The organism is Clostridium sp. C2-6-12 (genome assembly GCF_009928485.1).
GTDB lineage: Bacteria > Bacillota > Clostridia > Clostridiales > Clostridiaceae > Clostridium.
Genome location: NZ_JAABNP010000014.1, coordinates 75993 through 97239 on the forward strand (window position 1 = coordinate 75993; position 21247 = coordinate 97239).

25 protein-coding genes are annotated in these 21247 nt (G+C 28.5%); 23 read left to right on the plus strand and 2 right to left on the minus strand.

Translation table 11 applies throughout. The features are described 5' to 3' along the window. Positions 1-8 precede the first annotated feature (8 nt). The gene (locus GXK56_RS13305; protein ID WP_160688134.1) at positions 9-1160 is read left to right on the plus strand and encodes a double-cubane-cluster-containing anaerobic reductase; all 1152 of its coding nucleotides are present in this window, start codon (positions 9-11) and stop codon (positions 1158-1160) included. 162 nt (positions 1161-1322) lie between these two features. On the opposite strand, the gene GXK56_RS13310 is transcribed toward GXK56_RS13305, so the two are convergent. Continuing rightward, positions 1323-1727 (minus strand): pyridoxamine 5'-phosphate oxidase family protein, encoded by a 405-nt coding sequence (locus GXK56_RS13310; protein ID WP_160688136.1) that lies wholly within the window; start codon positions 1725-1727, stop codon positions 1323-1325. A 245-nt stretch (positions 1728-1972) separates the two neighbouring features. On the opposite strand from GXK56_RS13310, the gene GXK56_RS13315 reads away from it, so the two are divergent. The 15 genes from GXK56_RS13315 (at position 1973) to GXK56_RS13385 (ending at position 11934) form a co-directional block, all read left to right on the plus strand. Then, complete coding sequence (locus GXK56_RS13315) at positions 1973-2740, plus strand: acyl-CoA dehydratase activase (protein WP_160688138.1); 768 nt, start codon at positions 1973-1975, stop codon at positions 2738-2740. 36 nt (positions 2741-2776) lie between these two features. Continuing rightward, on the plus strand, positions 2777-3223 hold the full coding sequence (locus tag GXK56_RS13320) for an HIT family protein (RefSeq protein ID WP_160688140.1): 447 nt from the start codon (positions 2777-2779) through the stop codon (positions 3221-3223). 75 nt (positions 3224-3298) lie between these two features. Further along, a complete protein-coding gene (yedF, locus tag GXK56_RS13325) occupies positions 3299-3925 on the plus strand; it encodes a sulfurtransferase-like selenium metabolism protein YedF (protein ID WP_160688142.1) in 627 nt (208 codons plus the stop codon). Positions 3926-4262: 337 nt separating this feature from the next. Then, positions 4263-4775 carry a GNAT family N-acetyltransferase gene (locus GXK56_RS13330; protein WP_160688144.1) on the plus strand — a complete coding sequence of 171 codons (513 nt, stop codon included), beginning with the start codon at positions 4263-4265 and terminating at the stop codon, positions 4773-4775. 21 nt (positions 4776-4796) lie between these two features. Continuing rightward, complete coding sequence (locus GXK56_RS13335) at positions 4797-5135, plus strand: nuclear transport factor 2 family protein (protein ID WP_160688146.1); 339 nt, start codon at positions 4797-4799, stop codon at positions 5133-5135. A 26-nt stretch (positions 5136-5161) separates the two neighbouring features. After that, the gene (locus tag GXK56_RS13340) at positions 5162-5620 is read left to right on the plus strand and encodes an 8-oxo-dGTP diphosphatase (protein ID WP_160688148.1); all 459 of its coding nucleotides are present in this window, start codon (positions 5162-5164) and stop codon (positions 5618-5620) included. A 14-nt stretch (positions 5621-5634) separates the two neighbouring features. After that, positions 5635-6114: an NUDIX domain-containing protein gene (locus GXK56_RS13345; protein WP_160688150.1), complete on the plus strand. Its 480-nt coding sequence runs from the start codon at positions 5635-5637 to the stop codon at positions 6112-6114. Positions 6115-6168: 54 nt separating this feature from the next. Then, positions 6169-6459 (plus strand): DUF5316 domain-containing protein, encoded by a 291-nt coding sequence (locus GXK56_RS13350; RefSeq protein WP_160688152.1) that lies wholly within the window; start codon positions 6169-6171, stop codon positions 6457-6459. Positions 6460-6818: 359 nt separating this feature from the next. Then, a complete protein-coding gene (locus GXK56_RS13355; protein WP_160688154.1) occupies positions 6819-7223 on the plus strand; it encodes a hypothetical protein in 405 nt (134 codons plus the stop codon). Between the two features lie 33 nt (positions 7224-7256). Next, the gene (locus tag GXK56_RS13360; RefSeq protein WP_160688156.1) at positions 7257-7904 is read left to right on the plus strand and encodes a cobalamin-dependent protein; all 648 of its coding nucleotides are present in this window, start codon (positions 7257-7259) and stop codon (positions 7902-7904) included. A 1-nt stretch (position 7905) separates the two neighbouring features. Continuing rightward, entirely contained in the window at positions 7906-8808 is a 903-nt protein-coding gene (locus GXK56_RS27800) for a GGDEF domain-containing protein (protein WP_202127882.1), read from the plus strand. Between the two features lie 164 nt (positions 8809-8972). Then, the gene (locus tag GXK56_RS13370; RefSeq protein WP_160688158.1) at positions 8973-9629 is read left to right on the plus strand and encodes a class I SAM-dependent methyltransferase; all 657 of its coding nucleotides are present in this window, start codon (positions 8973-8975) and stop codon (positions 9627-9629) included. Between the two features lie 67 nt (positions 9630-9696). Further along, positions 9697-10734 carry a selenide, water dikinase SelD gene (gene selD, locus GXK56_RS13375; RefSeq protein ID WP_160688160.1) on the plus strand — a complete coding sequence of 346 codons (1038 nt, stop codon included), beginning with the start codon at positions 9697-9699 and terminating at the stop codon, positions 10732-10734. Positions 10735-10918: 184 nt separating this feature from the next. Continuing rightward, on the plus strand, positions 10919-11068 hold the full coding sequence (locus GXK56_RS13380) for a hypothetical protein (protein WP_160688162.1): 150 nt from the start codon (positions 10919-10921) through the stop codon (positions 11066-11068). 83 nt (positions 11069-11151) lie between these two features. Beyond that, positions 11152-11934, plus strand: a complete 783-nt coding sequence (locus tag GXK56_RS13385; RefSeq protein WP_160688164.1) for an alpha/beta hydrolase — start codon at positions 11152-11154, stop codon at positions 11932-11934. Positions 11935-12009: 75 nt separating this feature from the next. On the opposite strand, the gene GXK56_RS13390 is transcribed toward GXK56_RS13385, so the two are convergent. Next, positions 12010-13074 (minus strand): galactose ABC transporter substrate-binding protein, encoded by a 1065-nt coding sequence (locus GXK56_RS13390; RefSeq protein ID WP_160688166.1) that lies wholly within the window; start codon positions 13072-13074, stop codon positions 12010-12012. Between the two features lie 280 nt (positions 13075-13354). Between GXK56_RS13390 and GXK56_RS13395 the strand changes: the two genes are divergently transcribed. From GXK56_RS13395 to GXK56_RS13425, 7 genes are all read left to right on the plus strand, one after another. Then, positions 13355-13933 (plus strand): nucleotidyltransferase family protein, encoded by a 579-nt coding sequence (locus tag GXK56_RS13395; protein WP_160688168.1) that lies wholly within the window; start codon positions 13355-13357, stop codon positions 13931-13933. Positions 13934-13970: 37 nt separating this feature from the next. Beyond that, positions 13971-14534: a GNAT family N-acetyltransferase gene (locus GXK56_RS13400; RefSeq protein WP_160688170.1), complete on the plus strand. Its 564-nt coding sequence runs from the start codon at positions 13971-13973 to the stop codon at positions 14532-14534. A 253-nt stretch (positions 14535-14787) separates the two neighbouring features. Then, positions 14788-16500: a methyl-accepting chemotaxis protein gene (locus GXK56_RS13405; RefSeq protein ID WP_160688171.1), complete on the plus strand. Its 1713-nt coding sequence runs from the start codon at positions 14788-14790 to the stop codon at positions 16498-16500. 292 nt (positions 16501-16792) lie between these two features. After that, positions 16793-17593: an FAD binding domain-containing protein gene (locus GXK56_RS13410; RefSeq protein WP_160688173.1), complete on the plus strand. Its 801-nt coding sequence runs from the start codon at positions 16793-16795 to the stop codon at positions 17591-17593. Next, positions 17583-18041: a (2Fe-2S)-binding protein gene (locus tag GXK56_RS13415; RefSeq protein ID WP_160688175.1), complete on the plus strand. Its 459-nt coding sequence runs from the start codon at positions 17583-17585 to the stop codon at positions 18039-18041. The genes GXK56_RS13410 and GXK56_RS13415 overlap by 11 nt, the downstream gene beginning before the upstream one ends. Before the next feature lie 3 nt (positions 18042-18044). After that, complete coding sequence (locus tag GXK56_RS13420; protein WP_160688176.1) at positions 18045-20327, plus strand: molybdopterin cofactor-binding domain-containing protein; 2283 nt, start codon at positions 18045-18047, stop codon at positions 20325-20327. Between the two features lie 228 nt (positions 20328-20555). Beyond that, positions 20556-21107, plus strand: coding sequence for a Uma2 family endonuclease (locus GXK56_RS13425; protein ID WP_160688177.1), 552 nt, complete (start codon positions 20556-20558; stop codon positions 21105-21107). Positions 21108-21247 lie beyond the last annotated feature (140 nt).

Consider the following 21247-nt stretch of genomic DNA (forward strand, 5'->3'; position numbering starts at 1 on the left):
AGAAAAGTATGGAATTACAAAAGAATTTACCAGAGATATTTGATGAATTTGCTGAAGGCAGAAGAAATGCCTTTATTAAAGCCAAAGAGCTTAAAGATAAGGATATACCACTAATAGGAGTTTTTTGTACCTATTTCCCTCAAGAGATAGCATTAGCTATGGGAGCTGCAACAGTTTCTCTTTGTGCTACATCTGATGAAACAATTGCTGATGCAGAACAAGATCTTCCACGTAATTTATGCCCATTAATTAAATCAAGTTATGGTTTTGCTAAAACTGATAAATGTCCTTTCTTTTTCTTTTCTGATTTAATTGTTGGTGAAACAACGTGTGATGGAAAAAAGAAAATGTATGAGTATCTTTCAGATTATAAACCTGTACATGTTATGGAGCTTCCAAATTCCCAAAGTGAAGGGGGACTTAAATTATGGAAAGAGGAAATTATCAAATTAAAAGCAACTTTAGAAGAAATGTTTGGTGTAGAAATAAGCGAAGATCATATAAGAAAGGCTATCAAAGTAAAAAATAATGAACGTAGAGCCTTAAAGAAATTTTATGAACTTGGTAAGAAGGAACCTGTTGCAATGCTTGGGCAAGACATATTTAAAGTTATAAATGGGACAACCTTTAGCTTTGATAAAGAAGAAATCCCCAAACAAATGGATGAACTTATTGAAAAGATTAATTCTGAATACGAAGTAGAAAAGAAATATGAAGCCAAACCACGTATATTAATTACAGGATGTCCTATTGGCGGTGCTGCTGAAAAAGTTATAAAGGCAATCGAAGATAATGGTGCATATGTAGTTGCTTTTGAAAATTGCAGTGTTGCAAAAGCTGTTGATGAATTAGTAGATGAAGAAAATCCAGATGTTTATGATGCACTTTCACGTAAATATTTATCAATTGGATGTTCGTGTATGAGTCCTAACCCTAATAGAATTAAATTACTTAATAAAATGATGGATGAATATAAGGTGGATGCTGTTGTTGATGTAATATTAACGGCTTGTCATACATATAATGTGGAAACTTTATCAATAAAAAGATTTGTAAATAATGATAAGAATAAACCTTATATGAGTGTTGAAACTGATTTTTCTACAAATGATATAGGTCAATTAAATACAAGAATGGCTGCATTTATAGAAATGCTTTAAATATAATAAATGAAAATAAAAGTGAGAGATTTAAGAATAAATACAGTCTCTCACTTTTTGCATTCTATTTAAGGAATCTATTAAATAGCAGTTCTTGCTATAGGATTTACTTATATTAAAGATCTGCTATATATTATGTAAAAATATATTAAAGTTTATCTTCTAAAAAGTGAAATTTTCAGAAGGTTCACCAGATAACAAATTAGTGTAAGAAGCTTCACCATGTTGAAGATAAAAAACTTCAAAAATTGGATTGTCAGCTGTTTCGTATCCTTTTTTAACTAAAGGTGCATTATCTATAACAAGTTGTTTTTCCTTTAAATCATTTGTAAATTCGATTTTTCCGCTCATTCTAACTGTTATGTAATCTGGAGTAGTTACTATAAATTCAATGTATGGATTTTCTTTAAGCTGAGCATAAGCTTTTTTTACATTAGCAGTAGTAAAGTAAAACTTACCATCTCTTATTAAATGAATATGTTGTGGTCTGCCATGAGGTATATTATTTTCAGAAGTTGCCACTATACCTACATTATTTTTTTCTAAAAAGTTAATTATTTTTTCCATCTTAAAAATCTCCTTTTATAATTATATTATTTATAAATGCTTCTGTGAAATTAAGTTTAATTTAACTCAAAAATATAAAATTAAATTTAATTCAATTAAATTGTGTTTTAACTATATCATACTCAGAAATAAGTTGCAATATATTTTTGTTAATCAACTAAAATTTTCCATGGTATATCTTTTTGTAAGAATTTAGTTTATTATAATTTGTATATAAATAAACATAGAAAACAAGGTGAAAAATAATGAGTAAATATACTTTAGGAATAGATTCAGGATCAACAACTACAAAGGGAGTCCTGTTTGATGGTAGTACAATTATAAAGAAAATAATTTTAAAAACTTCTGCAAAACCAAAAGAAAGTATATACAAAATTTATAATGAATTATATTCAAATGATGTAAAATATACAATAACTACAGGGTATGGAAGAGCTTTACTTGAAGAAGCTGATAAAGCTATAACAGAAATAACGTGTCATGCCCAAGGAGCTGCTTTTCTTAATCCTACTATTAGAGGGGTTATAGATATAGGAGGACAGGATTCTAAAGTTATTTTATTAGATAATTCTTTAAATGTTGTTGATTTTCTAATGAATGATAAATGTGCAGCTGGAACTGGTAGATTTGTTGATGTTATGATGAGGACTTTAGAAGAAGATGTGGCAAATATAGATGAGTTTGTGAAAGATAGAAATCCTGTAAGCATATCCAGCATGTGCACTGTATTTGCAGAAAGTGAAATTATAAGCCTTCTTGCAAAAGATGTTCATAGAGGTGATATTGCTTTTGGAATAATTCATTCAATTTGCAAAAGAACAGCTAATTTTGCACAAAGATTAAATTTACATGGAGATATATTTTTTAGTGGTGGACTTGCTCAATCTGAAAGTTTTAGGCAAACCCTTGAAAGCTATCTCAATAGAAAAGTATTAACTAATGACTTATGCCAATATGTGGGCGCAATTGGTGCAGCTGTTGTTGGATATAGAAAAATTGGTGAGTTTAAATAATTAGGATTAATATTATTTTATGCAAGGGGTTATAGAATGAACTGTAAAATGTGTGATATGCAAAAAAACATTAAGGAAGATCCATATTTTATTATGGAACTTGAAACAGGATATGTGATTTTAGGATGGTTTCAGAGGTTCAAGGGCTATACGGTTTTTAATTGTAAAGAGCATGGTCCTGAATTACATAATTTAGAACGCTCTTTTAAAATCAAACATCTTGAAGAAATGTCTATTGTAGCAGAGGCTATTTATAATGTATTTAAACCTGATAAGATGAACTATGAACTACTTGGAAATGGATGTCAGCATATTCATTGGCATTTATATCCGAGAGTAAAAGGTGATACTCCAATAATTAGCTCTGTATATCAATTGTCAAATGAAGAATTGTTTGATGAATCTACAAGACCAAATGAAGAGCAGAGAAAAGAACTGAAAGAAAAGATTAAAAATGAAATTGTACGCCTATGTTCAAAATAAAAATCAAGTAAATAATTGAATGGTAGTTAATATTCTTAAATTAAAACAAAAGAGTACAGAAAGGAAGTAGATGAAATGAATAAAGTAATAGATGCAAAAGGCAAGAATTGTCCAATTCCAGTAATAATGGCAAAGAAAGAGATTGATGGTGGAAATAAAAGTTTTGCAGTTGAAGTTGATAATAATATAGCAGTACAAAATCTTCAAAAATTAGCGAATAGTCAAGGGTTTATAACTGAAGTGAAGGAAGATAAGAATAATTTTAAAGTTTATTTTTCAAAAGACTCAGAAATAGCTAATCAAAAAGAGGAATGTTTAGAATGCAATGAAATATTAAATAAAGTAGAAGAAAATAAAAATTCTTTAGGAGCTTGGACTGTTTTTATAGGTAAAGAAATTATTGGTGCAGGAAACGAAGAACTTGGAAAGTCATTAATGAAAATGTACTTTTATACAATTTCAGAAGGAGAGGAATTACCGAAATCTATTTTATTTATGAATGATGGAGTAAAGGTTCCTACATTAAATGAACAAGCAATAGAACATTTGAAGGATTTAGAAAATAAAGGTGTTGAAATATTAGTATGTGGAGCTTGTTTAAATTTTTATGGACTTGAGGAAAAACTTAAAGTTGGAAAAGTGAGCAATATGTATGATATAACAAATCAAATGAAGGAAGCTGCAAAAGTTATTACACTTTAGTTATTATTTTAAATTTGATACAACATCATATCTACTGTATTATTTAATAGAAATTGTATAAATGTCGTGAAAAGCTGATTATTACTATAAATATTTAACTATTTATATATTTAAATATGAAGATATAAATCTAGGTAAATATAAAAATATGAACCTAGGTTAATATAAATATATGTTTATATTAAACTATGAAAATATGTGATATATAAGTTCGAATTAATAATGTATCTTAACAATTCATAATGAATGGTGGAATTCCTTTAGAATTTCTATAATAATATTAGCGTACATTTTTAATCAGAACTTAAATTTTGATAAATGATAAAGAGGGATAATTATGGAGAAAATTAAGAATAGCAGTTTAAAAATAAGGAAAGCAGAGCCAAAAGATGCAGAAGAAATTATATTAATGGTTAAACAGGTTATGAAGGAAACAGGCTTCTTTCCTCACACTGCAGAAGAATTTAATATAACTGTTGATAATGAAATAGAATATATGAAAAGTACAGCACTTTTCTTATTAGCTGAAATAGATGGGAAAATAGTTGGATCAGCTACTTTAGATAGAAGTGATTTAAAAAAATTAAAGCATAATGTTACCTTTGGAATAACTATTTTAAAAGAATACTGTGGCTTAGGTATAGGAAGTATATTAATGGAAAAGATTATTGAATATACAAAGGCTGAGGGAATTGAAAAAATAGAGCTAGAGGTTTTTGAAAATAACCTTTCAGCAATTAAGCTTTATAGGAAATTTGGATTCCTTGAAGAAGGAAGAAGAAAGAAGTTCATAAAAACAGATGAAGGCTATTTAGATATGATAATAATGGGAAGATTTATAGATAATTAAGTAAGTGAAGGAGTAAATTTAATGATAGAAGAATTAGTTCAAAAACAATTAGAGTTTTATAATAGCCATGATTTAGAGGGCTTTGTATCTACCTACGATGATAATATTGAAATCTATAATTTAGATGATAATTCAATTATGATAAAGGGTAAAGATCAATTAAGAAATAATTATAGAGAAAGATTTGAAGTATTAAAGGTACATGCAGAAATTAAAAATAGAATTGTAATAGGAAATAAAGTTATTGATCATGAAGAGGTTACAGGGTTAGAAAAAGGTAAGATAAAAAAAGCTGTGGCAGTTTATCAAGTTGAGAACAATTTTATAAAAAAAGTTTGGTTTGTTTTTGATATAAATTAGATTAAACTTTTTGTAAGGAGAAAACAATGAGCAGATCTGAAAAAGCCATAGTAACAGTACTCGGAATGGTTTATGACGGGGATAGGATCTTGTTACAAAATAGAATTAAGAAAGATTGGCGTGGATTTACGTTTCCAGGAGGACATGTTGAAAAGGAAGAATCTTTTGTTCAGGCAATTATCCGTGAAATTTACGAGGAAACAGGTTTAGCTATAAGGGAACCTAAACTATGTGGAGTTAAGCAATTTCAAACAGACGAAGATGAAAGGTATATTGTTTTGTTGTTTAAGACTGATAAATTTGAAGGAACTTTAACTTCTTCTGAAGAGGGAGAAATGAAATGGATTCATAGAGATTCTTTAAAGGATTATAAGTTAGTAGAGGATTTTATGGAATTATTAAAAGTTTTTGATTCAGATGGTTATAGTGAATTTATGTATGAACGCAACAAGTTAGGTGAAGATTGGATAGTTAAGTTATATTAATTAAGGAGGCAAAAATGAGTATTAGAAGTACAGCAAAAGCAATTATTTTAAATGAAAACCAAATATTATTAAATAAGTGTTTTGATGAGTATCATGGAAGTTATTATTCATTGCCAGGTGGTGGGCAGGACACATACGAAACCTTGCATGAGGCTGTAATAAGAGAATGTCTTGAAGAAACTGGATATAATGTTATACCTGTGAGATTTTCAGCCTTGTATGAAGAAATATGTGAAAATCCTAAAACCATAGAATTGTACCCAGAATATATTCATAAAATGTATCATATTTTTATTTGCAAACTAAAAAATAAAGAAACAGTTAGTCCTACAGAAATAGATGATATGCAACTTAAAAGTGAATGGATTAATATTAGCGATTTAAAGAAAATACGTATTATGCCTGATTTTTTAAATGATAATATTTTAGAAATGATACATAGCGAAGTTCCTAAATTTTATGGGGCTGACCATATAGCATATAATCATGGCTAAAAATATTTGATTTAACTTTCTTAAAAAAATAATAATTGATATGGGGGGAAGGCTTTGAAAGCATCATTTATAATTGGATTATTTTTTGTAATTATAGCAAATTTAATAGGTTTTTTCCTAAATGATTATACTATAACATTAAAAATAACGGGTATTATTGTTGCTGGTGCTTTTATTGTAGCAGGCATATTAAATGGATCATTCATTAGTGGAGAAATGTATAGAAATAATTTTTTGAGTGAAACAAAAGATGACAGAAATAACAAGATGAAAATAATAAAATATGTATTATTATTTTCAATACCCAACTTATTGTCTATTATAGTATTGTTGATTATAAAATAATATTAGCCTAGTATGCCTATAGAGCTGTCCTAATTAGTGGATAGCTCTTTTTTTCTGTTGTTATTAATTTGGTCACTATATGCTAAAGTAATAATTTTAGCATAATGTTTATTAAAAAGCTTTTGGAAATAATAAATGACATAAAATGTAGAATAAAGAAGGAAATAAAGGGAAAATGAAGGTAAATTTATAAAGGAAAAAATATGTAGATGTAGAAATATATTAAATATAGCATAAGGTTAGAAAAATTTTAAAATAACTATCGAAAAGTAAATGTTCACCAACAATTTAAACATAATAATAGGTTTGTAGAGCTTAATTAATTTATAAACAGTACATTAATGAGGAGTAAGATTGCTATGGTAAAGAATGTGAATTTAAAATTTTCTAAAAAAATAAATAGTAATTTGGATGAATACTCAAAAACAATTATGGATTTGCAGCTTATAATACAACCACAATTGATAATAAAATATAATAAAATACAAAAAGAAAAATTTTTGGAAGATATAAAAACCAATTTAAGCTTTTTATCATCAGCTATAAGAATTGATAGCAAAGAAGTTTATCTTAATTATATAAAATGGCTTGCTAAATTAATGAAAAAAATTAAAATTCCTATGGAGGAATTACTTATTAGTTTCAAATGTATGAAACAGGTTCTAAATAACGAATTGATTTTAGAAGATCATTTTACTGTTGATGAATATATAGATGAGAGTATTAAAAAACTAATTGATATTTATGAAAGAGAAGAAGAGTAAAATAGTGAAATATGTATTGAAGCTAGGGAATTTTTGAATTATTTACTGAATTTTGAAAAGCAAAAGGCAGCTAAATTTATTTTAGATAAGCTAGAAAATAATGTAGATATAAGAGAAGTTTATATTAAATACCTTCAAGGTGCACTTTATGAAATAGGTGATTTATGGATGAATGGAAAGATATCTATTGCAAAAGAGCACTACTGCACAGCTCTTATTCAACATATTGTATCACTTATTTATCCATACTTGTTTCAAAATAGCACTAATAAAGGAAAAGTAATGTTTTCTGTAAGTGCAGGTAATGAATTACATGAAATTGGAATTAGAATGGTTACAGATTTTTTTGAATTAGATGGATGGGATACTTATTATTTAGGAGCAAATCTGCCAATACAGGCTATCATTAGAGAATTAAAGGAGAAAAAAGTTGATCTTCTTGCAATTTCAATAACAATGGGAAATAATATTCAATTTGCAACGGATTTAATAAGTAATATTAGAAGTAATGAAGCTTTAAGGGATATTAAGATTATAGTTGGAGGACGCATTTTTAACCAAGTAAAGGGCCTTTGGAAAAAGACTAATGCTGATGGGTATGGGGAAAATGCATATGAATCAGTTAGAATAGGAAATGAATTAGTGGAGAAGCAAGAGCGTTATATGGTAAAGGAAGGATGATATGAATGCATGTAACAATATAAATAACTTTGCAATTTCATGTGATGAAAATGGGAATATTCTAAGTATAATAAGTAAAGGTAATATTGAAAAGATTTTTAATGTGGGAAATAATTTATATGAATATATAGAGGCAAAATCTAATGAAAAATATTTTGATTTTCTAAAGGCCATAAGAACTAAAGGATATGTGATTGATTTTGAAGTTAATTTTAATTTTAAAGGGAATAGTTTGTATATGAGTTTAAATGGAATTTATGAAAAAAGTAAGATTCTTATATTTGGATTATGTCCACATATTGAATTAAATGAAATTTTAAATGATGTTTTAAGAATGAATAGTTCATATGTAAATCAACTAAGAAGCAAAATAAAAGATTATTACTTAAACAATGAAAATTTAGATCAATCAGTATATTCTGAAATATCAAGATTGAATAATGAGTTGATAAATTCTAAAAGAGTTATAGAAAAGCAGAATGCAAAGCTTTTGGAATATACAAAGTCCCTAGAAAATATAGCTCTATTAGATTCTTTAACAGGTGCTTATAATAGAAGAGGTTTTAATATAAAAATTAATGAATATGCTGAGAGAATAAGAAAAGATAATTCTGTAATAGTATTAACAGCCATTGATTTTGATAATTTTAAAATGGTAAATGACAAATTTGGACATTCAAGTGGAGATGAGTTACTGCAAAAATTTGTAGTGATTTGTAAGGATATTCTAAGAAAGGATTTAGATTTAATTTTTAGAATAGGCGGAGATGAATTTATAATTATGAGTTTAAATATAAATGAAGAAGAAGCTACAAAATTTATAGAGGAAATAAATAAACAATTTAAAAAATGTACAAAAATATCAGAATTGTCTTATGGAATAATAGGTATTAAAGCAAGCTAAATCATAAATGATTTCGACATTGATAAATATTTAAAAGAAGTTGATGAAAAGATGTATTCTTTCAAGCGGAACAAAAAGAAAGGCTTATTAAAATAGTTAAAAGTTGAAAAATAATGTTTAATTTTATAACTTAATTCAGTATTATTTTAATTGGAGGGATTTTAATGATTGATTCAAAAGGATGGGAATGGGAAAAAGCAAACCAATCACCTTGGTTAATACCAGCTGAGGATGTTTATTATCTTGCAAATAAATGGTCAGCTTTAGGGTATAAAAAAGTTTTGGATTTGGGCGCTGGATTAGGAAGACATTCAATATTTTTTGCACAAAATGGTTTTGATGTATCATCTATAGATATATCGGATTATGGTGTGAATTACTTGAAAGAATGGGCAAGGAAAGAAAATTTAGATATTGACGCGAGAACAGGGGATATGGTTACATTACCATATGAGGATAATTCCTTTGATTGTGTATTTGTTTATCATGCTATATCACATGCTGATTCAGAAGGTATAAAGAAGATTATAAGTGAAATAGAACGAGTTCTAAAGCAAGGCGGAGAAATATATACTTCAATGTGTTCTAAAGAATCTTGGGATTTCAGTAAGTCTGGGTTTCCTAAAATTGATGATAACACAGTATTAAATAAAGAAGAAGGACCAGAAAATGATGTTCCTCATTTTTATGCTAATCTTGAAGATATTTTAAATTTATTTAGCAATTTTAATATTGAAAAAGTGCGCCATATTGATTATTGTTATATGAATGATAAAAAACAAGATAATAAATATTTTTATATAAGTGGACAGAAAAAATAGGTAATAGACAATTGATTAAAATAAATAACTAATGATAGAACCTATATATTAGGAGGGATAATGCTATATGACAGACAAAATAAAACTTACAAGTTTAACTAAAACTTCAGGCTGTGCAGCTAAAATAGGTCCAGGAATTCTTCATGAGGCTTTAAGCAGTTTACCTAAATTTCAACATCCTAATCTTTTGGTAGGTTTTGAAACTAATGATGATGCTTGTGTATATAAGATAAATGATGATACAGTAGCTATCCAAACAGTAGATTTTTTTCCACCAATGGTTGATGATCCATATACTTTTGGTCAGATTGCAGCAGCTAATGCTTTAAGTGATATTTATGCAATGGGAGGAAACCCTGCAACTGCTATGAATTTGCTTTGCTTCCCATCTTGCTTGGATATATCTATTATGAGAGAAATACTTTCAGGTGGATATGCTAAAGTTAAGGAAGCTGGTGCTGTTATTGCAGGAGGGCATACTATAGCTGATCCAACACCTAAATATGGACTTAGCGTTACTGGTTTTGCACATCCAAGAGAAATTCTTTCAAATTGCAATGCAAAAACTGGAGATGTTTTGATACTTACAAAACCTTTAGGCCTTGGAATAATGAATACTGCGGCAAAAGCAGAATTGCTTAATGAAGGTAAAATCAATGAAATTACAGCCATAATGTGTACTTTAAATAAATATGCTAAAGAATGTATGAATGGGCTAGAAGTAAATGCGTGTACAGACATAACTGGTTTTAGTTTGATTGGACACAGCTTCGAAATGGCTAATGGAAGTAATAAGACTATTGAAATTTTCAGTGATTCAGTTCCTATCATTGGAGAAGCTTTAGAATATGCTAAAATGGGAATTATTCCAGAAGGTATGTATAATAATCTGGATTATTTAAAAGATAAGTTTACTTTAAACTTAAATATTTCCCAGGAAATGCAGGATGTATTATTAGATCCACAAACCTCTGGGGGGCTTTTAATTTCACTTCCTGAAAAAAATGCTAAAGAATATTTAGCTAGAATAGGTGAATTTACAGCTCATGCTAAAGTTATTGGACAGGTTATTGATAAAGGCCAGGTAGATATAGTTATTAGATAGTCAATATAATTATCGCATTGTTCTATTGTGAGAATGGTGCGATTTTTTTATATATTTTATAGGAAAGGTAAATTATTAAGTCATTGTACTTTAACAAGGAATAAAGAAGAAATAGAATAAATTGACAAATGAACATTTGTTCTGTATCATATATTGTAGAAATATTTTACAAGAGGTTTAGTATATGAATATTGAAATGAAGCATAAAAAAATAATAGAAATTGTTCCAGATAAACTGTATACGAAGAAAGCAAAAGAAATAGGCAAAGAAAGACTTAAATTTATGGATGAATATTTTAGCAGATTATATTCGGAAATTGAAGGCATTAATTAAATACATTTAAATTTATAAACTTATAATATTTCTTAAAAATGTAGGGTATAAGAGAAAGTTAATGTATAGAAAGGAAGATTTTTATGAAAGAGTATGTAGTAGATAATTTGAATAATAAAATGAGATATCATGATTTTCCAGGTGAAGATACGCCAATAATATTTATTCATGGCTTAGGATGTGCAGGTTCTTTTGATTATCCCGAGGTGGCGGCACAAACTGATTTAATTAACCATAGAAGAATATTAGTGGATTTACTTGGAAGTGGATTTAGTGATAAGCCAGAGGCCTTTCCATATACAGTGAAGGCACATGCAGATTATTTATTTGAATTTGTTCAAGAACTAAAGCTTGATAAAGTTATTATTTTCGGACACAGCTTGGGAGGACCTGTAGCAATTGAACTTGCGCATAAATGCAGAGATATTGTTGAAGCTATTATCTTAAGTGAATCAAATTTAGACAAAAGTAAACCAGGGGCACCAACATATGAGTTTGGCTCCTATGAAGAAGAGGATTTTGTAAATTCCATATATGATGAAGTTGTTATTGAAAATTCAAGAAAAAATTCTATGTGGGCAGCTACCTTATCTGTATGGTCTCCAGAAGCAGTAAGCAGAATTTCAAAGTCAGCAATTGCTGGAGGAATACCGTCATGGCGCGAAGTATTATATTCTCTAAAATGTTCTAGAACGTTTATCTTTGGGGAAGAATCTTTGCCAGATGATGATAAAAATGAATTAGATAAACAAGGAATAAATATTGAAATTGTAAAAGATGCAGGTCATTCTATGGCTTGGGAGAATCCAAAGGGATTAGCGGAAGCTATAGGTAAAGGCATAATTTATTCAAGAAAAAATGCTTAATAGAAAATAGTGCATGCACCTATTGAGTACAAGCACTATTTTTTAATTCATTGAAAAATTTTATGGAGTATTAGTTTAATTTTTACTTATATATTCTTGGTAGGATTCTGGAACTATAATTGATCCATTATTTAATTGATAAGGTGTATTTTCTATAGGATTTTCATTGTTAACTAAATTCATAGCAATATTATATACGGCTTCAGCTACCATTTTCGTATTTTGAATAAGAGTACCAGTCATAAGTCCTTTATCAATTAGATCTTTTGCTTCTTCTAGTCCATCAATTCCAACAACTGTTATATATTTGTTTTTATCACCTAGATTATATCCATATTTTTGTAGTGCTTCAATAGCACCTATTGCCATAGCATCATTGTTAGCTATGATGGCTTCAATTCGACCATCATATTTAAGAAATAAGTTCTCAATAGCAGTTTTTGCTAAATCTTTAAACCAATTAGCATTTACAAGAGCAAGCTGCTCAGTCTTTATATCTGACTTATTTATTGCAGAAATAACATCATTGGTTCTTTCAATAGCATATGGATTATCAACAGCACCTTTTAGCAATACATATTGTAATATGTTATCATTATTTTTATCTATAAAGCTCTTATTGGTATTCCATTGGTCAGCAATAATTTTGCCTTGTAATTCGCCTTCATGACTGGAAGTTGAATATAGAAAAACTGCTTTATTATAGTATTGGGAAAACTTTGATACTATATCAAGAGGAATTTCCATAAAAATAATTGGAATGTTTTTGGATTTAATTTTAAAAATAATATCTTTTATGAATTCCTCTTTTGTATCAGCTAATCTTAATATAAATAGATCAATATCGCTTTTTAGAAGAGAATATATTGTTTCATTTTGCACACTTATATTATTTTTTCCATCATAGAAAGTAAACTTAACTTTATCTTTATTTGCCATTTCAATTTCTTCTAGACTTTGTTTGATTTGTAACATATACAGATCATCAAAACTATACAATAATACTGCAATATTTGCTACTTTTCTATTACTTGTATTTATGTTCGAATTAGAATATGCTTTAATTTCAGTGGAACTAATCAATGTAAAAATAATTAATATAACTTGTGTTAATATTGTTAGTTTGCGTAATATTCTCATTAATAATCCTCCAATTAATATAATTGTTTTATGAAATAATATTCAATACTAGATTGTGTATTATATAGAAATATTAATCTAGATTATTAAATTAATGAGGCTAGAAAAACTATATATAACTTAGTTGTTAAAATCGTGTATTCAATGAATTTGAGTGAGCTATAAGTATATTGTTTTTTCTTTATGTATGAATTTAAATATTATGTAAAAATATAGCCTTTATTTAAAATTTGGTTTATTATTAATATAAAAACAATATTAATGTTATAGGAAAAAAATTATGAATAAATCAAAAAAGATAAATCTAATATTATTGGCAGCGGGAAACAGCACTAGATTTAAGGGTAATAAATTAATAGAGGTAGTTAATGGAAAGCCAATGTACATGAATGTAATAGAAAAGGTTATTAAATTAAAATTTAATAAAATAATTCTAGTTACTCAATATGAAGTGATTAAAGAAGCTTTACTTAATTATCCAATAAAAGTTGTTCTGAACCATAAAAGTGAACTTGGTATTTCTTATTCTATTAAGCTAGGTATAAATGCCGACTTAGAAGCAGATGCATATATGTTCATGGTTTGTGATCAGCCTTTTATATCCTTAGAAAGTATTAAAGAATTAATAAGCAGCTTTATAATAAGTGACAAGGGAATGGCTTGTGCATATAACGAAACACTTGGTAATCCAACTATATTTTCTGCAAAGTATAAAGAGGAGCTATTAAATTTAAATGGAGATGTTGGAGGAAAAGCAGTTATGAAAAAACATCTTGAAGATTTAGAGAAAGTTAAAATTAATAATGAAGCAGAGCTTATGGATATTGATACTAGAGAAGAACTGGAGAAGTTAATCTGAAAATAAATTAGATTATTAATATTTAAGGAGAATAAATATGAATAGTGTATATGTTAATTGCCCTGAATTTGAAAATGAAAGATTCAAGTTAAGATTTATTTCCATAGAGGATTGTGATGATCTTCTAAAAGTATATTCCGATAAGAAAGCAGTTCCTTTATTTAATAGTGATAATTGTAATGGAGATGATTTTTACTATACTACAAGTGAAAGAATGAAGCAGGCTATGGATTTTTGGAAGTTATCATATGATGAAAAGTGGTTTGTAAGATGGGCTATTGTAGATAAAAACTATAATATTGCAATTGGAACTATAGAATTATTTCATAGAGATGCGGAGGATTATTTCACTAATTGCGGGCTTCTTCGTTTAGATTTAAGAAGCGATTATGAAAAAGAAGAAAGTATAGTTGATATTTTAAAGCTGATTATAGATAAAACTTACTCATTGTTTGAATGTAATATGATAGCTACAAAAGTTATTCCTATTGCAAAGGAAAGAATAAATGCTTTGAAGAAATTTGGTTTCTTACCTACTGAAAACAGTTTGATTGGTCATGATGGAACTGAATATTCTTCATATTATTATAAAAGAATATAAGCTGTATAAGCACTTTGCCTAATTATTTGGAATTAGGGAAGGTGTTTTTTTATATGGAGAAAATCTATTATTTTGAAAAACTATCCCAGAGGCTATAAGAATTTTATATATAAAATTATAGTAAAGAAATAAAAAATAATTAATGTCGAAAAAAAATTTTTGGATAAAATTGATAATTAAGAGATAATATTGTATAATTAATTAAATAAATTGTCAGACTTTTCAGAAAATTCATTTGAGGAGGTATGGTATTATGAAATCCTTAGGAAATATAAGAGTAAAAGTTAAACTTATAGGTGCATTTGTGATTGTATCACTTTTAATAGGCTTAGTTGGTGGAATAGGAATATTATCACTTAAAGAAGTAAGTAAAAATGCTGAAGGTATATATAACCAAAATCTCAGAATTGTATATATATTAACAGATATGCAAGCGAATTTAGAACGTATTAGAGGCAATATGTCTGAATTGGCATATGTGAAAGATAACTCTAAAAAGGCTGAATTACAAAAAAGTATAGCATTTGATAAAGAAGAAAATAACAAGTATATGAGTGAATTTGAAAGTATTAATATAAGCAGTAATGAAAAGAAAGAATATGAAACTTTTAAAACTAATTTAACACAATATAGGACATTAAGAGAAGGTGTTCTTAGTCTTGTAGACAAAGGTGAATTTGAGGAAGCCGGAAAAGAATATCTTCAAATACCTAAAGTTACTGAACCAATGTTTAAATCACTGGATAATTTAATAGAAATAAATTTAAATAATGCAAAATTAGCAAATGATGATATTATAGCTATTAATGAAAAAAATAATATAATTATTACAATTATGAGCTTTGGTGGTTTTATTTTAGCAATTATACTTGGATTAATACTAGCAAACGATATAAATAAACCACTTCAAAAAATAAAAGCATTTGGTGAAAAACTAGCTAATTATGATTTGACTTATAACTTTGAAGTAAATAGAACAGATGAGTTTGGAGAAACAGGAAGATCCTTATCTCTGGCTCAAGTTAATATAATAGAACTTGTTAAAACCATCGTTGATAATTCTCAAAATATGAGTTCAACATCAGAAGAACTTTCTGCAACAGTAGAAGAAATATCATCTAAAGCAGCTAGTGTAGATGAAGCAGTAAATAATATTGCAGCCAATATGCAAGAATCGAGTGCTGAAACAGAAGAAATAAGTGCATCAATTCAAGAAGTAGATTCAAGTATAAATGTATTATCACAAAAAGCTATGGAAGGAAGTAATAATGCTAATACATCTAAAATAAAGGCTAAAGAAGTTAAAGATAATAGTCAAAAAGCAATTGAAGAATCTCAAAAAATATTCAATGAAAAACAAAAAAAGATGATGAAAGCTGTTGAAGATGGAAAAGTAGTAGAAAATGTTAAAGAAATGGCAGATGCAATAGCAAGTATAGCAGAACAAACTAATTTGCTTGCACTTAATGCAGCTATTGAAGCAGCAAGAGCAGGAGAGCAAGGAAAAGGTTTTGCAGTTGTAGCAGAAGAAGTTAGAAAGCTTGCTGAACAATCAGGAGAAGCTGTAAAAAGTATTCAAGAAACTATTACAAAGGTACAAAAAGCATTTAAAAATAGTATTGATACTGGAAATGACATATTGGAATTTATTGATAAAAATGTACAAGAACAATTTGTTGACTATGAAAAAACAGGCAATCAATATTATAGTGATGCTGACTTTGTAAGTAATATGTCTGAAAATATAGCAGCCATGTCAGAAGAAATTACTGCAACAGTAGGACAAGTTAGTGAAGCAATGCAGAACATGGCGCAAACAGCACAAAAATCTAGTGAACAGGCAGAAACAATAAAAGAAAGTATGAATGAAACCACTCAAGCACTAGAGCATGTAGCATTAACAGCTCAAAGTCAGGCAGAGCTAGCTCAAAAACTTAATGAAATAATTCAAAAATTTAATATTTAATGTTAAATTCTACCCAACAGAAAATATAAGATTCTGTTGGGTTTTTCTAATGTGATATAAATTGTCAATGATGTTTTAATGATAAATTTTCATATTAATATTAATTAGTTTCGTTTATAATATAAACTAGATAGTGGCAATTTTTGATGAATTAGTCCATTTTTATTTATTTTGTGAAATGAGTAATAAAGTAAAATGACGCATTTTAAGCAATTAAGGAACATAAAAGAAAATAGCAGATATATTAATCTATTATTTTTTAGAATGTGCCTAAAATATAGGGGGGAAAAACTTGTTTACAATTAAAAATTATGTAGTTGCAGAAACAATGGAACAGGCTTATGAATTAAATCAAAAAAGAAACAATGTTATTTTAGGTGGCATTGGCTGGTTAAAGATGGGGAGTCGTAACATTCAAACAGCTATTGATTTATCAAAGTTAGGCTTAGATAAGATTGAAGAAGATGAAGGAAGCTTTAAAATAGGCTGTATGTGTACTTTGAGAGACATGGAAACTAATAAAAATTTAAATTCTTACTTTAATGGAGCTATAGCTAAAGCTCTAGCACACATTGTAGGAGTACAGTTTAGAAACTGTGCAACCATTGGAGGAAGTATTTATTCAAGGTTTGGCTTCTCAGATATTTTAACTTGTTTATTGGCCTTAGATACTTATGTAGAACTTCATAATGGAGGGGTTATATCCTTAACATCTTATAAAGATATGTACTATGACAGAGATGTTTTAGTAAGGATTATAATAAAAAAAGATTCTAGAAAAACAGCTTATTTGACACATAGAATGAGTGCAACAGATATTCCAGTCCTTGCTGTAGCGGTTTCAAAAGTAGAAGATAAATGGCAGGTGGTTTTAGGTGCAAGACCTCAAAGAGCCACATTAGTTGAAGAATCAGGAAAAATCCTTAGTGAAGCTCCAACTAAAGAAGAAATTGAAGCTTTGACAGATTATATAATAAAAGAAGTTAAATTTGGAACTAATATGAGAGGAAGCAGAGAATATAGACAAATTCTTGCTAAAGCCTTAATAAATAGAGGAATAGAAGAAATTATGGGAGGTACTCATGTTAATTAAATTATGGATAAATAATAAAGTATTTGAAGATGATATTAAACCAGACATTTTATTAATTGATTATTTAAGAAGCAAGGGCTTTTATAGTGTAAAAAGAGGGTGCGATACTGCAAATTGTGGATTATGTACTGTTCATTTAGAAGGAAAGCCTATTTTGTCATGTAGTACACTAACAGCTAAGGCAAATGGCTTACATGTAACAACACTTGAAGGAATGAAAGAAGAAGTAGAAGAATTTGCTGGATTTATGGCAGATCAAGGGGCAGATCAATGTGGTTATTGCAGTCCAGGATTTATTATGAACATATTAGCTATGAAAAAGGAATTAGTAAATCCAACAGAAGAAGAAATTAAACAATATTTAAGTGGCAATTTATGCAGATGTACAGGCTATATGAGCCAGCTTAGAGCAGTTAAGAATTATTTAGCATATAGGAAGGAGGACTAAGAGATGAAAGCAGTAAGTAAAGGAATAAGAAAAAAAGATGCCATGTCTCTTTTAACTGGTAAACCAGTGTATACAGATGATATAGCTCCAAGCAACTGTTTAGTAGTAAAAGTACTTAGAAGTCCTCATGCTCATGCATTAATTGAAGATATAAATGTAACTATAGCTGAAAAAGTGCCAGGTATAGAATGTATTTTAACATATAAAGATGTACCAAAATCTAGATTTACTATGGCAGGACAATCTTATCCAGAGCCAAGTCCATATGATAGATTGATTTTAGATAAAAGACTAAGATGTGTAGGAGACCCCGTTGCTATAGTTGCGGGAGCAGATGATATATGTGTAGATAAAGCCTTAAAACTTATAAAAGTGAAATATGAAGTTTTAGAAGCTGTATTAGATTTTAGACAAGCTAAGGATAATAAAATTATAATTCATCCAGAAGATAATTATAAAGCTTTATGTGAGATTGGAAATGATCCAAAACGAAACCTTTGCTCAACTGGAGGCTTTACCTTTGGTGATGTGGAAGAAGAATTTAAAAAATGTGCTCATGTAATTGAAAGAACATATCATACTAAAGCTAATAGCCAAGCTATGATGGAAACTTTCAGAACTTACACTGAACTTGATATTTATGGAAGATTAAACATTACAAGTTCGACTCAAGTTCCTTTCCATGTAAGACGTATACTTGCAAATGCTCTTGAATTACCAAAATCAAAAGTAAGAGTTATTAAACCTAGAATTGGTGGAGGTTTTGGAGCTAAGCAAACTGTTGTTGCAGAAGTTTTCCCTGCAATTGTAACTATGAAAACAGGAAAGCTTGCTAAGATTGTTTACACTCGTAAAGAAAGTATGATAGCTGGAAGTCCAAGGCATGAAATGGAAATTAAAGTACGTTTAGGTGCTGATGAAAATGGTATTATAAAGGCTATACATATGTATACTTTATCTAACGATGGTGCTTACGGTGAACATGGACCAACAACTGTAGGTTTATCTGGTCATAAATCAATGCCATTATATAATGGGGCTAATGCTTATAAATTTGAATATGATGTTGTCTATACAAACACTATGAGCAGTGGAGCTTATAGAGGATATGGAGCAACTCAAGGTTTATTTGCTTTAGAATCTGCGGTAAATGAATTAGCAGCTAAGCTTAATATTGATCCTGTAAAAATAAGAGAAATGAACATGGTTGCAGAAGGACAAGTAATGCCTGCATATTACAATGAAAAGCTTAATAGCTGTACCTTAGATAAATGTTTAGCTAAGGCTAAGGAAATGATAGATTGGGATAATAAATATCCATGCAGAGATATGGGTAATGGTAAGGTTAGATCAGTAGGTGCTGCAATGGCAATGCAAGGATCAGGTATATCTAATGTTGACACTGCATCAGTTGAAATAAAATTAAATGATGATGGTTTTTATACTTTAATGATAGGTGCTTCTGATATGGGAACAGGCTGTGATACAATTCTTGCTCAAATGGCAGCGGATTGTTTAGACTGTGAAGTGGATAATATTGTTGTTCATGGTGTGGATACTGATCAATCTCCATATGACACTGGTTCTTATGCTTCAAGTACAACTTATATTACTGGTGGAGCAGTAGTAAAGGCTTGTGAAACTTTAAGAAATAAGATAGTAGAAGAAGGAGCAAAATTACTTGAATGTCCTATAGAAAATGTAGAATTTGATGGACAAAAGGTATTTTCACTTAAAGATAACAAGGAAATGACATTAAGAGAGTTAGGCTATGCAAGTTTTGTTGGTGGAAGTAAAGTATTAAGTGCCCTTGAATCCCATTATTCAAAAATATCACCACCACCATTTATGGTTGGACTTGTTGAAACTGAAATTGATAAGTTAACTGGTAAAGTGGATATAATTGATTACGTTGCAGTAGTTGACTGTGGAACTGTTATAAATCCAAACCTCTCAAGAATTCAAGTAGAAGGAGGAATTGGGCAAGGTATAGGTATGGCTTTATATGAAGAAGTAAGCTATGACAAAAATGGAAGAATGAGAAATGATACCTTCCTTCAATATAAAATTCCAACTCGTCTTGACGTAGGGACTATAAGAGTTGAATTTGAAAGCAGCTACGAGCCTTCGGGTCCATTTGGAGCTAAATCAATAGGGGAAATAGTAATAAATACACCGGCGCCAGCTATTGCAAATGCAGTTTATAATGGTACAAAAGTTAATGTGAGAACATTGCCTATAACAGCTGAAAAAATAGTTATGGGAATGCTAGGTGATAAAAAGTAACAAATTGTATTAAAATAAACCTACCATAGAAAATAAAAATGGTAGGTTTATTTTATGATTTTGTAGTATCATTATAAAAGCTATAGCTAAGCGGGTAAATTAAATATTGCTAAATTTAATGAGTGTTAATAGTTTTTTTGATATAATAATTATAGAATAGATTAATAATTTAACTATATTAAGCTATAACAATGTAGTGTTAATGAAATAATAAAGGAGGAATAGTGTGTGAATTACGATTACATCCATAATTATAGTGAAGATGAATTTGAGGACATTCAATCTCATTATGATGGAAGAGCTGAATATGATAATGGATTAATATTTTTGAGTTCAACCACCTCAATAAAGCATAATGAAATTAAAAGCAATATTTTAACTGAACTTTCAATATATTTAAAGGGTTCAAAATGTAAAGTTTATGATGAACAAATAGAAGTTATTTTTAATTATAAAGATGATATTAGAAAATATAAGCCCGATATCTTTGTTATGTGTGAAGATGCTACTAAAAAAGGGGAAAGTTTCACTTCGGCTCCTAAACTAATTTTTGAAATACTTTCAAAATCTACAGCCAAATTTGATAAGGGAAGAAAATATGATACTTATGAGAAATTTGGTGTTTTAGAATATAATTTTGTTGAACAGAATGGATTTATTGTTCAGCATAAATTAATTGATGGAGCATATGAGATAGTTAATGTATATAAGAATAATGATGAATATGTATCTGTAGTTTTTCCAGATTTAAAAATAAATTTAAATGATATATTTAAGTAGTAAAGAGTTGCTTTAGTAGCAGCTCTTTTTAATTTTTGTTATGAGATATTTACTTAAAGATATTTTCTGATTTACTAATTAAAATAAATGATTTTTACGAGTTCACGAATAATTTTTTAAAAACTAAAAAAAACATTCGA

What these genes read in the sequence shown, in the direction of transcription:
- GXK56_RS13305 (WP_160688134.1), top strand. Translation starts at nt 9, where the DNA reads ATGGAATTACAAAAGAATTTACCAGAGATATTTGATGAATTTGCTGAA.
- GXK56_RS13310 (WP_160688136.1), bottom strand. Translation starts at nt 1,727, where the DNA reads ATGGAAAAAATAATTAACTTTTTAGAAAAAAATAATGTAGGTATAGTG.
- GXK56_RS13315 (WP_160688138.1), top strand. Translation starts at nt 1,973, where the DNA reads ATGAGTAAATATACTTTAGGAATAGATTCAGGATCAACAACTACAAAG.
- GXK56_RS13320 (WP_160688140.1), top strand. Translation starts at nt 2,777, where the DNA reads ATGAACTGTAAAATGTGTGATATGCAAAAAAACATTAAGGAAGATCCA.
- yedF (WP_160688142.1), top strand. Translation starts at nt 3,299, where the DNA reads ATGAATAAAGTAATAGATGCAAAAGGCAAGAATTGTCCAATTCCAGTA.
- GXK56_RS13330 (WP_160688144.1), top strand. Translation starts at nt 4,263, where the DNA reads ATGGAGAAAATTAAGAATAGCAGTTTAAAAATAAGGAAAGCAGAGCCA.
- GXK56_RS13335 (WP_160688146.1), top strand. Translation starts at nt 4,797, where the DNA reads ATGATAGAAGAATTAGTTCAAAAACAATTAGAGTTTTATAATAGCCAT.
- GXK56_RS13340 (WP_160688148.1), top strand. Translation starts at nt 5,162, where the DNA reads ATGAGCAGATCTGAAAAAGCCATAGTAACAGTACTCGGAATGGTTTAT.
- GXK56_RS13345 (WP_160688150.1), top strand. Translation starts at nt 5,635, where the DNA reads ATGAGTATTAGAAGTACAGCAAAAGCAATTATTTTAAATGAAAACCAA.
- GXK56_RS13355 (WP_160688154.1), top strand. Translation starts at nt 6,819, where the DNA reads ATGGTAAAGAATGTGAATTTAAAATTTTCTAAAAAAATAAATAGTAAT.
- GXK56_RS27800 (WP_202127882.1), top strand. Translation starts at nt 7,906, where the DNA reads ATGAATGCATGTAACAATATAAATAACTTTGCAATTTCATGTGATGAA.
- GXK56_RS13370 (WP_160688158.1), top strand. Translation starts at nt 8,973, where the DNA reads ATGATTGATTCAAAAGGATGGGAATGGGAAAAAGCAAACCAATCACCT.
- selD (WP_160688160.1), top strand. Translation starts at nt 9,697, where the DNA reads ATGACAGACAAAATAAAACTTACAAGTTTAACTAAAACTTCAGGCTGT.
- GXK56_RS13380 (WP_160688162.1), top strand. Translation starts at nt 10,919, where the DNA reads ATGAATATTGAAATGAAGCATAAAAAAATAATAGAAATTGTTCCAGAT.
- GXK56_RS13385 (WP_160688164.1), top strand. Translation starts at nt 11,152, where the DNA reads ATGAAAGAGTATGTAGTAGATAATTTGAATAATAAAATGAGATATCAT.
- GXK56_RS13390 (WP_160688166.1), bottom strand. Translation starts at nt 13,074, where the DNA reads ATGAGAATATTACGCAAACTAACAATATTAACACAAGTTATATTAATT.
- GXK56_RS13395 (WP_160688168.1), top strand. Translation starts at nt 13,355, where the DNA reads ATGAATAAATCAAAAAAGATAAATCTAATATTATTGGCAGCGGGAAAC.
- GXK56_RS13400 (WP_160688170.1), top strand. Translation starts at nt 13,971, where the DNA reads ATGAATAGTGTATATGTTAATTGCCCTGAATTTGAAAATGAAAGATTC.
- GXK56_RS13405 (WP_160688171.1), top strand. Translation starts at nt 14,788, where the DNA reads ATGAAATCCTTAGGAAATATAAGAGTAAAAGTTAAACTTATAGGTGCA.
- GXK56_RS13415 (WP_160688175.1), top strand. Translation starts at nt 17,583, where the DNA reads ATGTTAATTAAATTATGGATAAATAATAAAGTATTTGAAGATGATATT.
- GXK56_RS13420 (WP_160688176.1), top strand. Translation starts at nt 18,045, where the DNA reads ATGAAAGCAGTAAGTAAAGGAATAAGAAAAAAAGATGCCATGTCTCTT.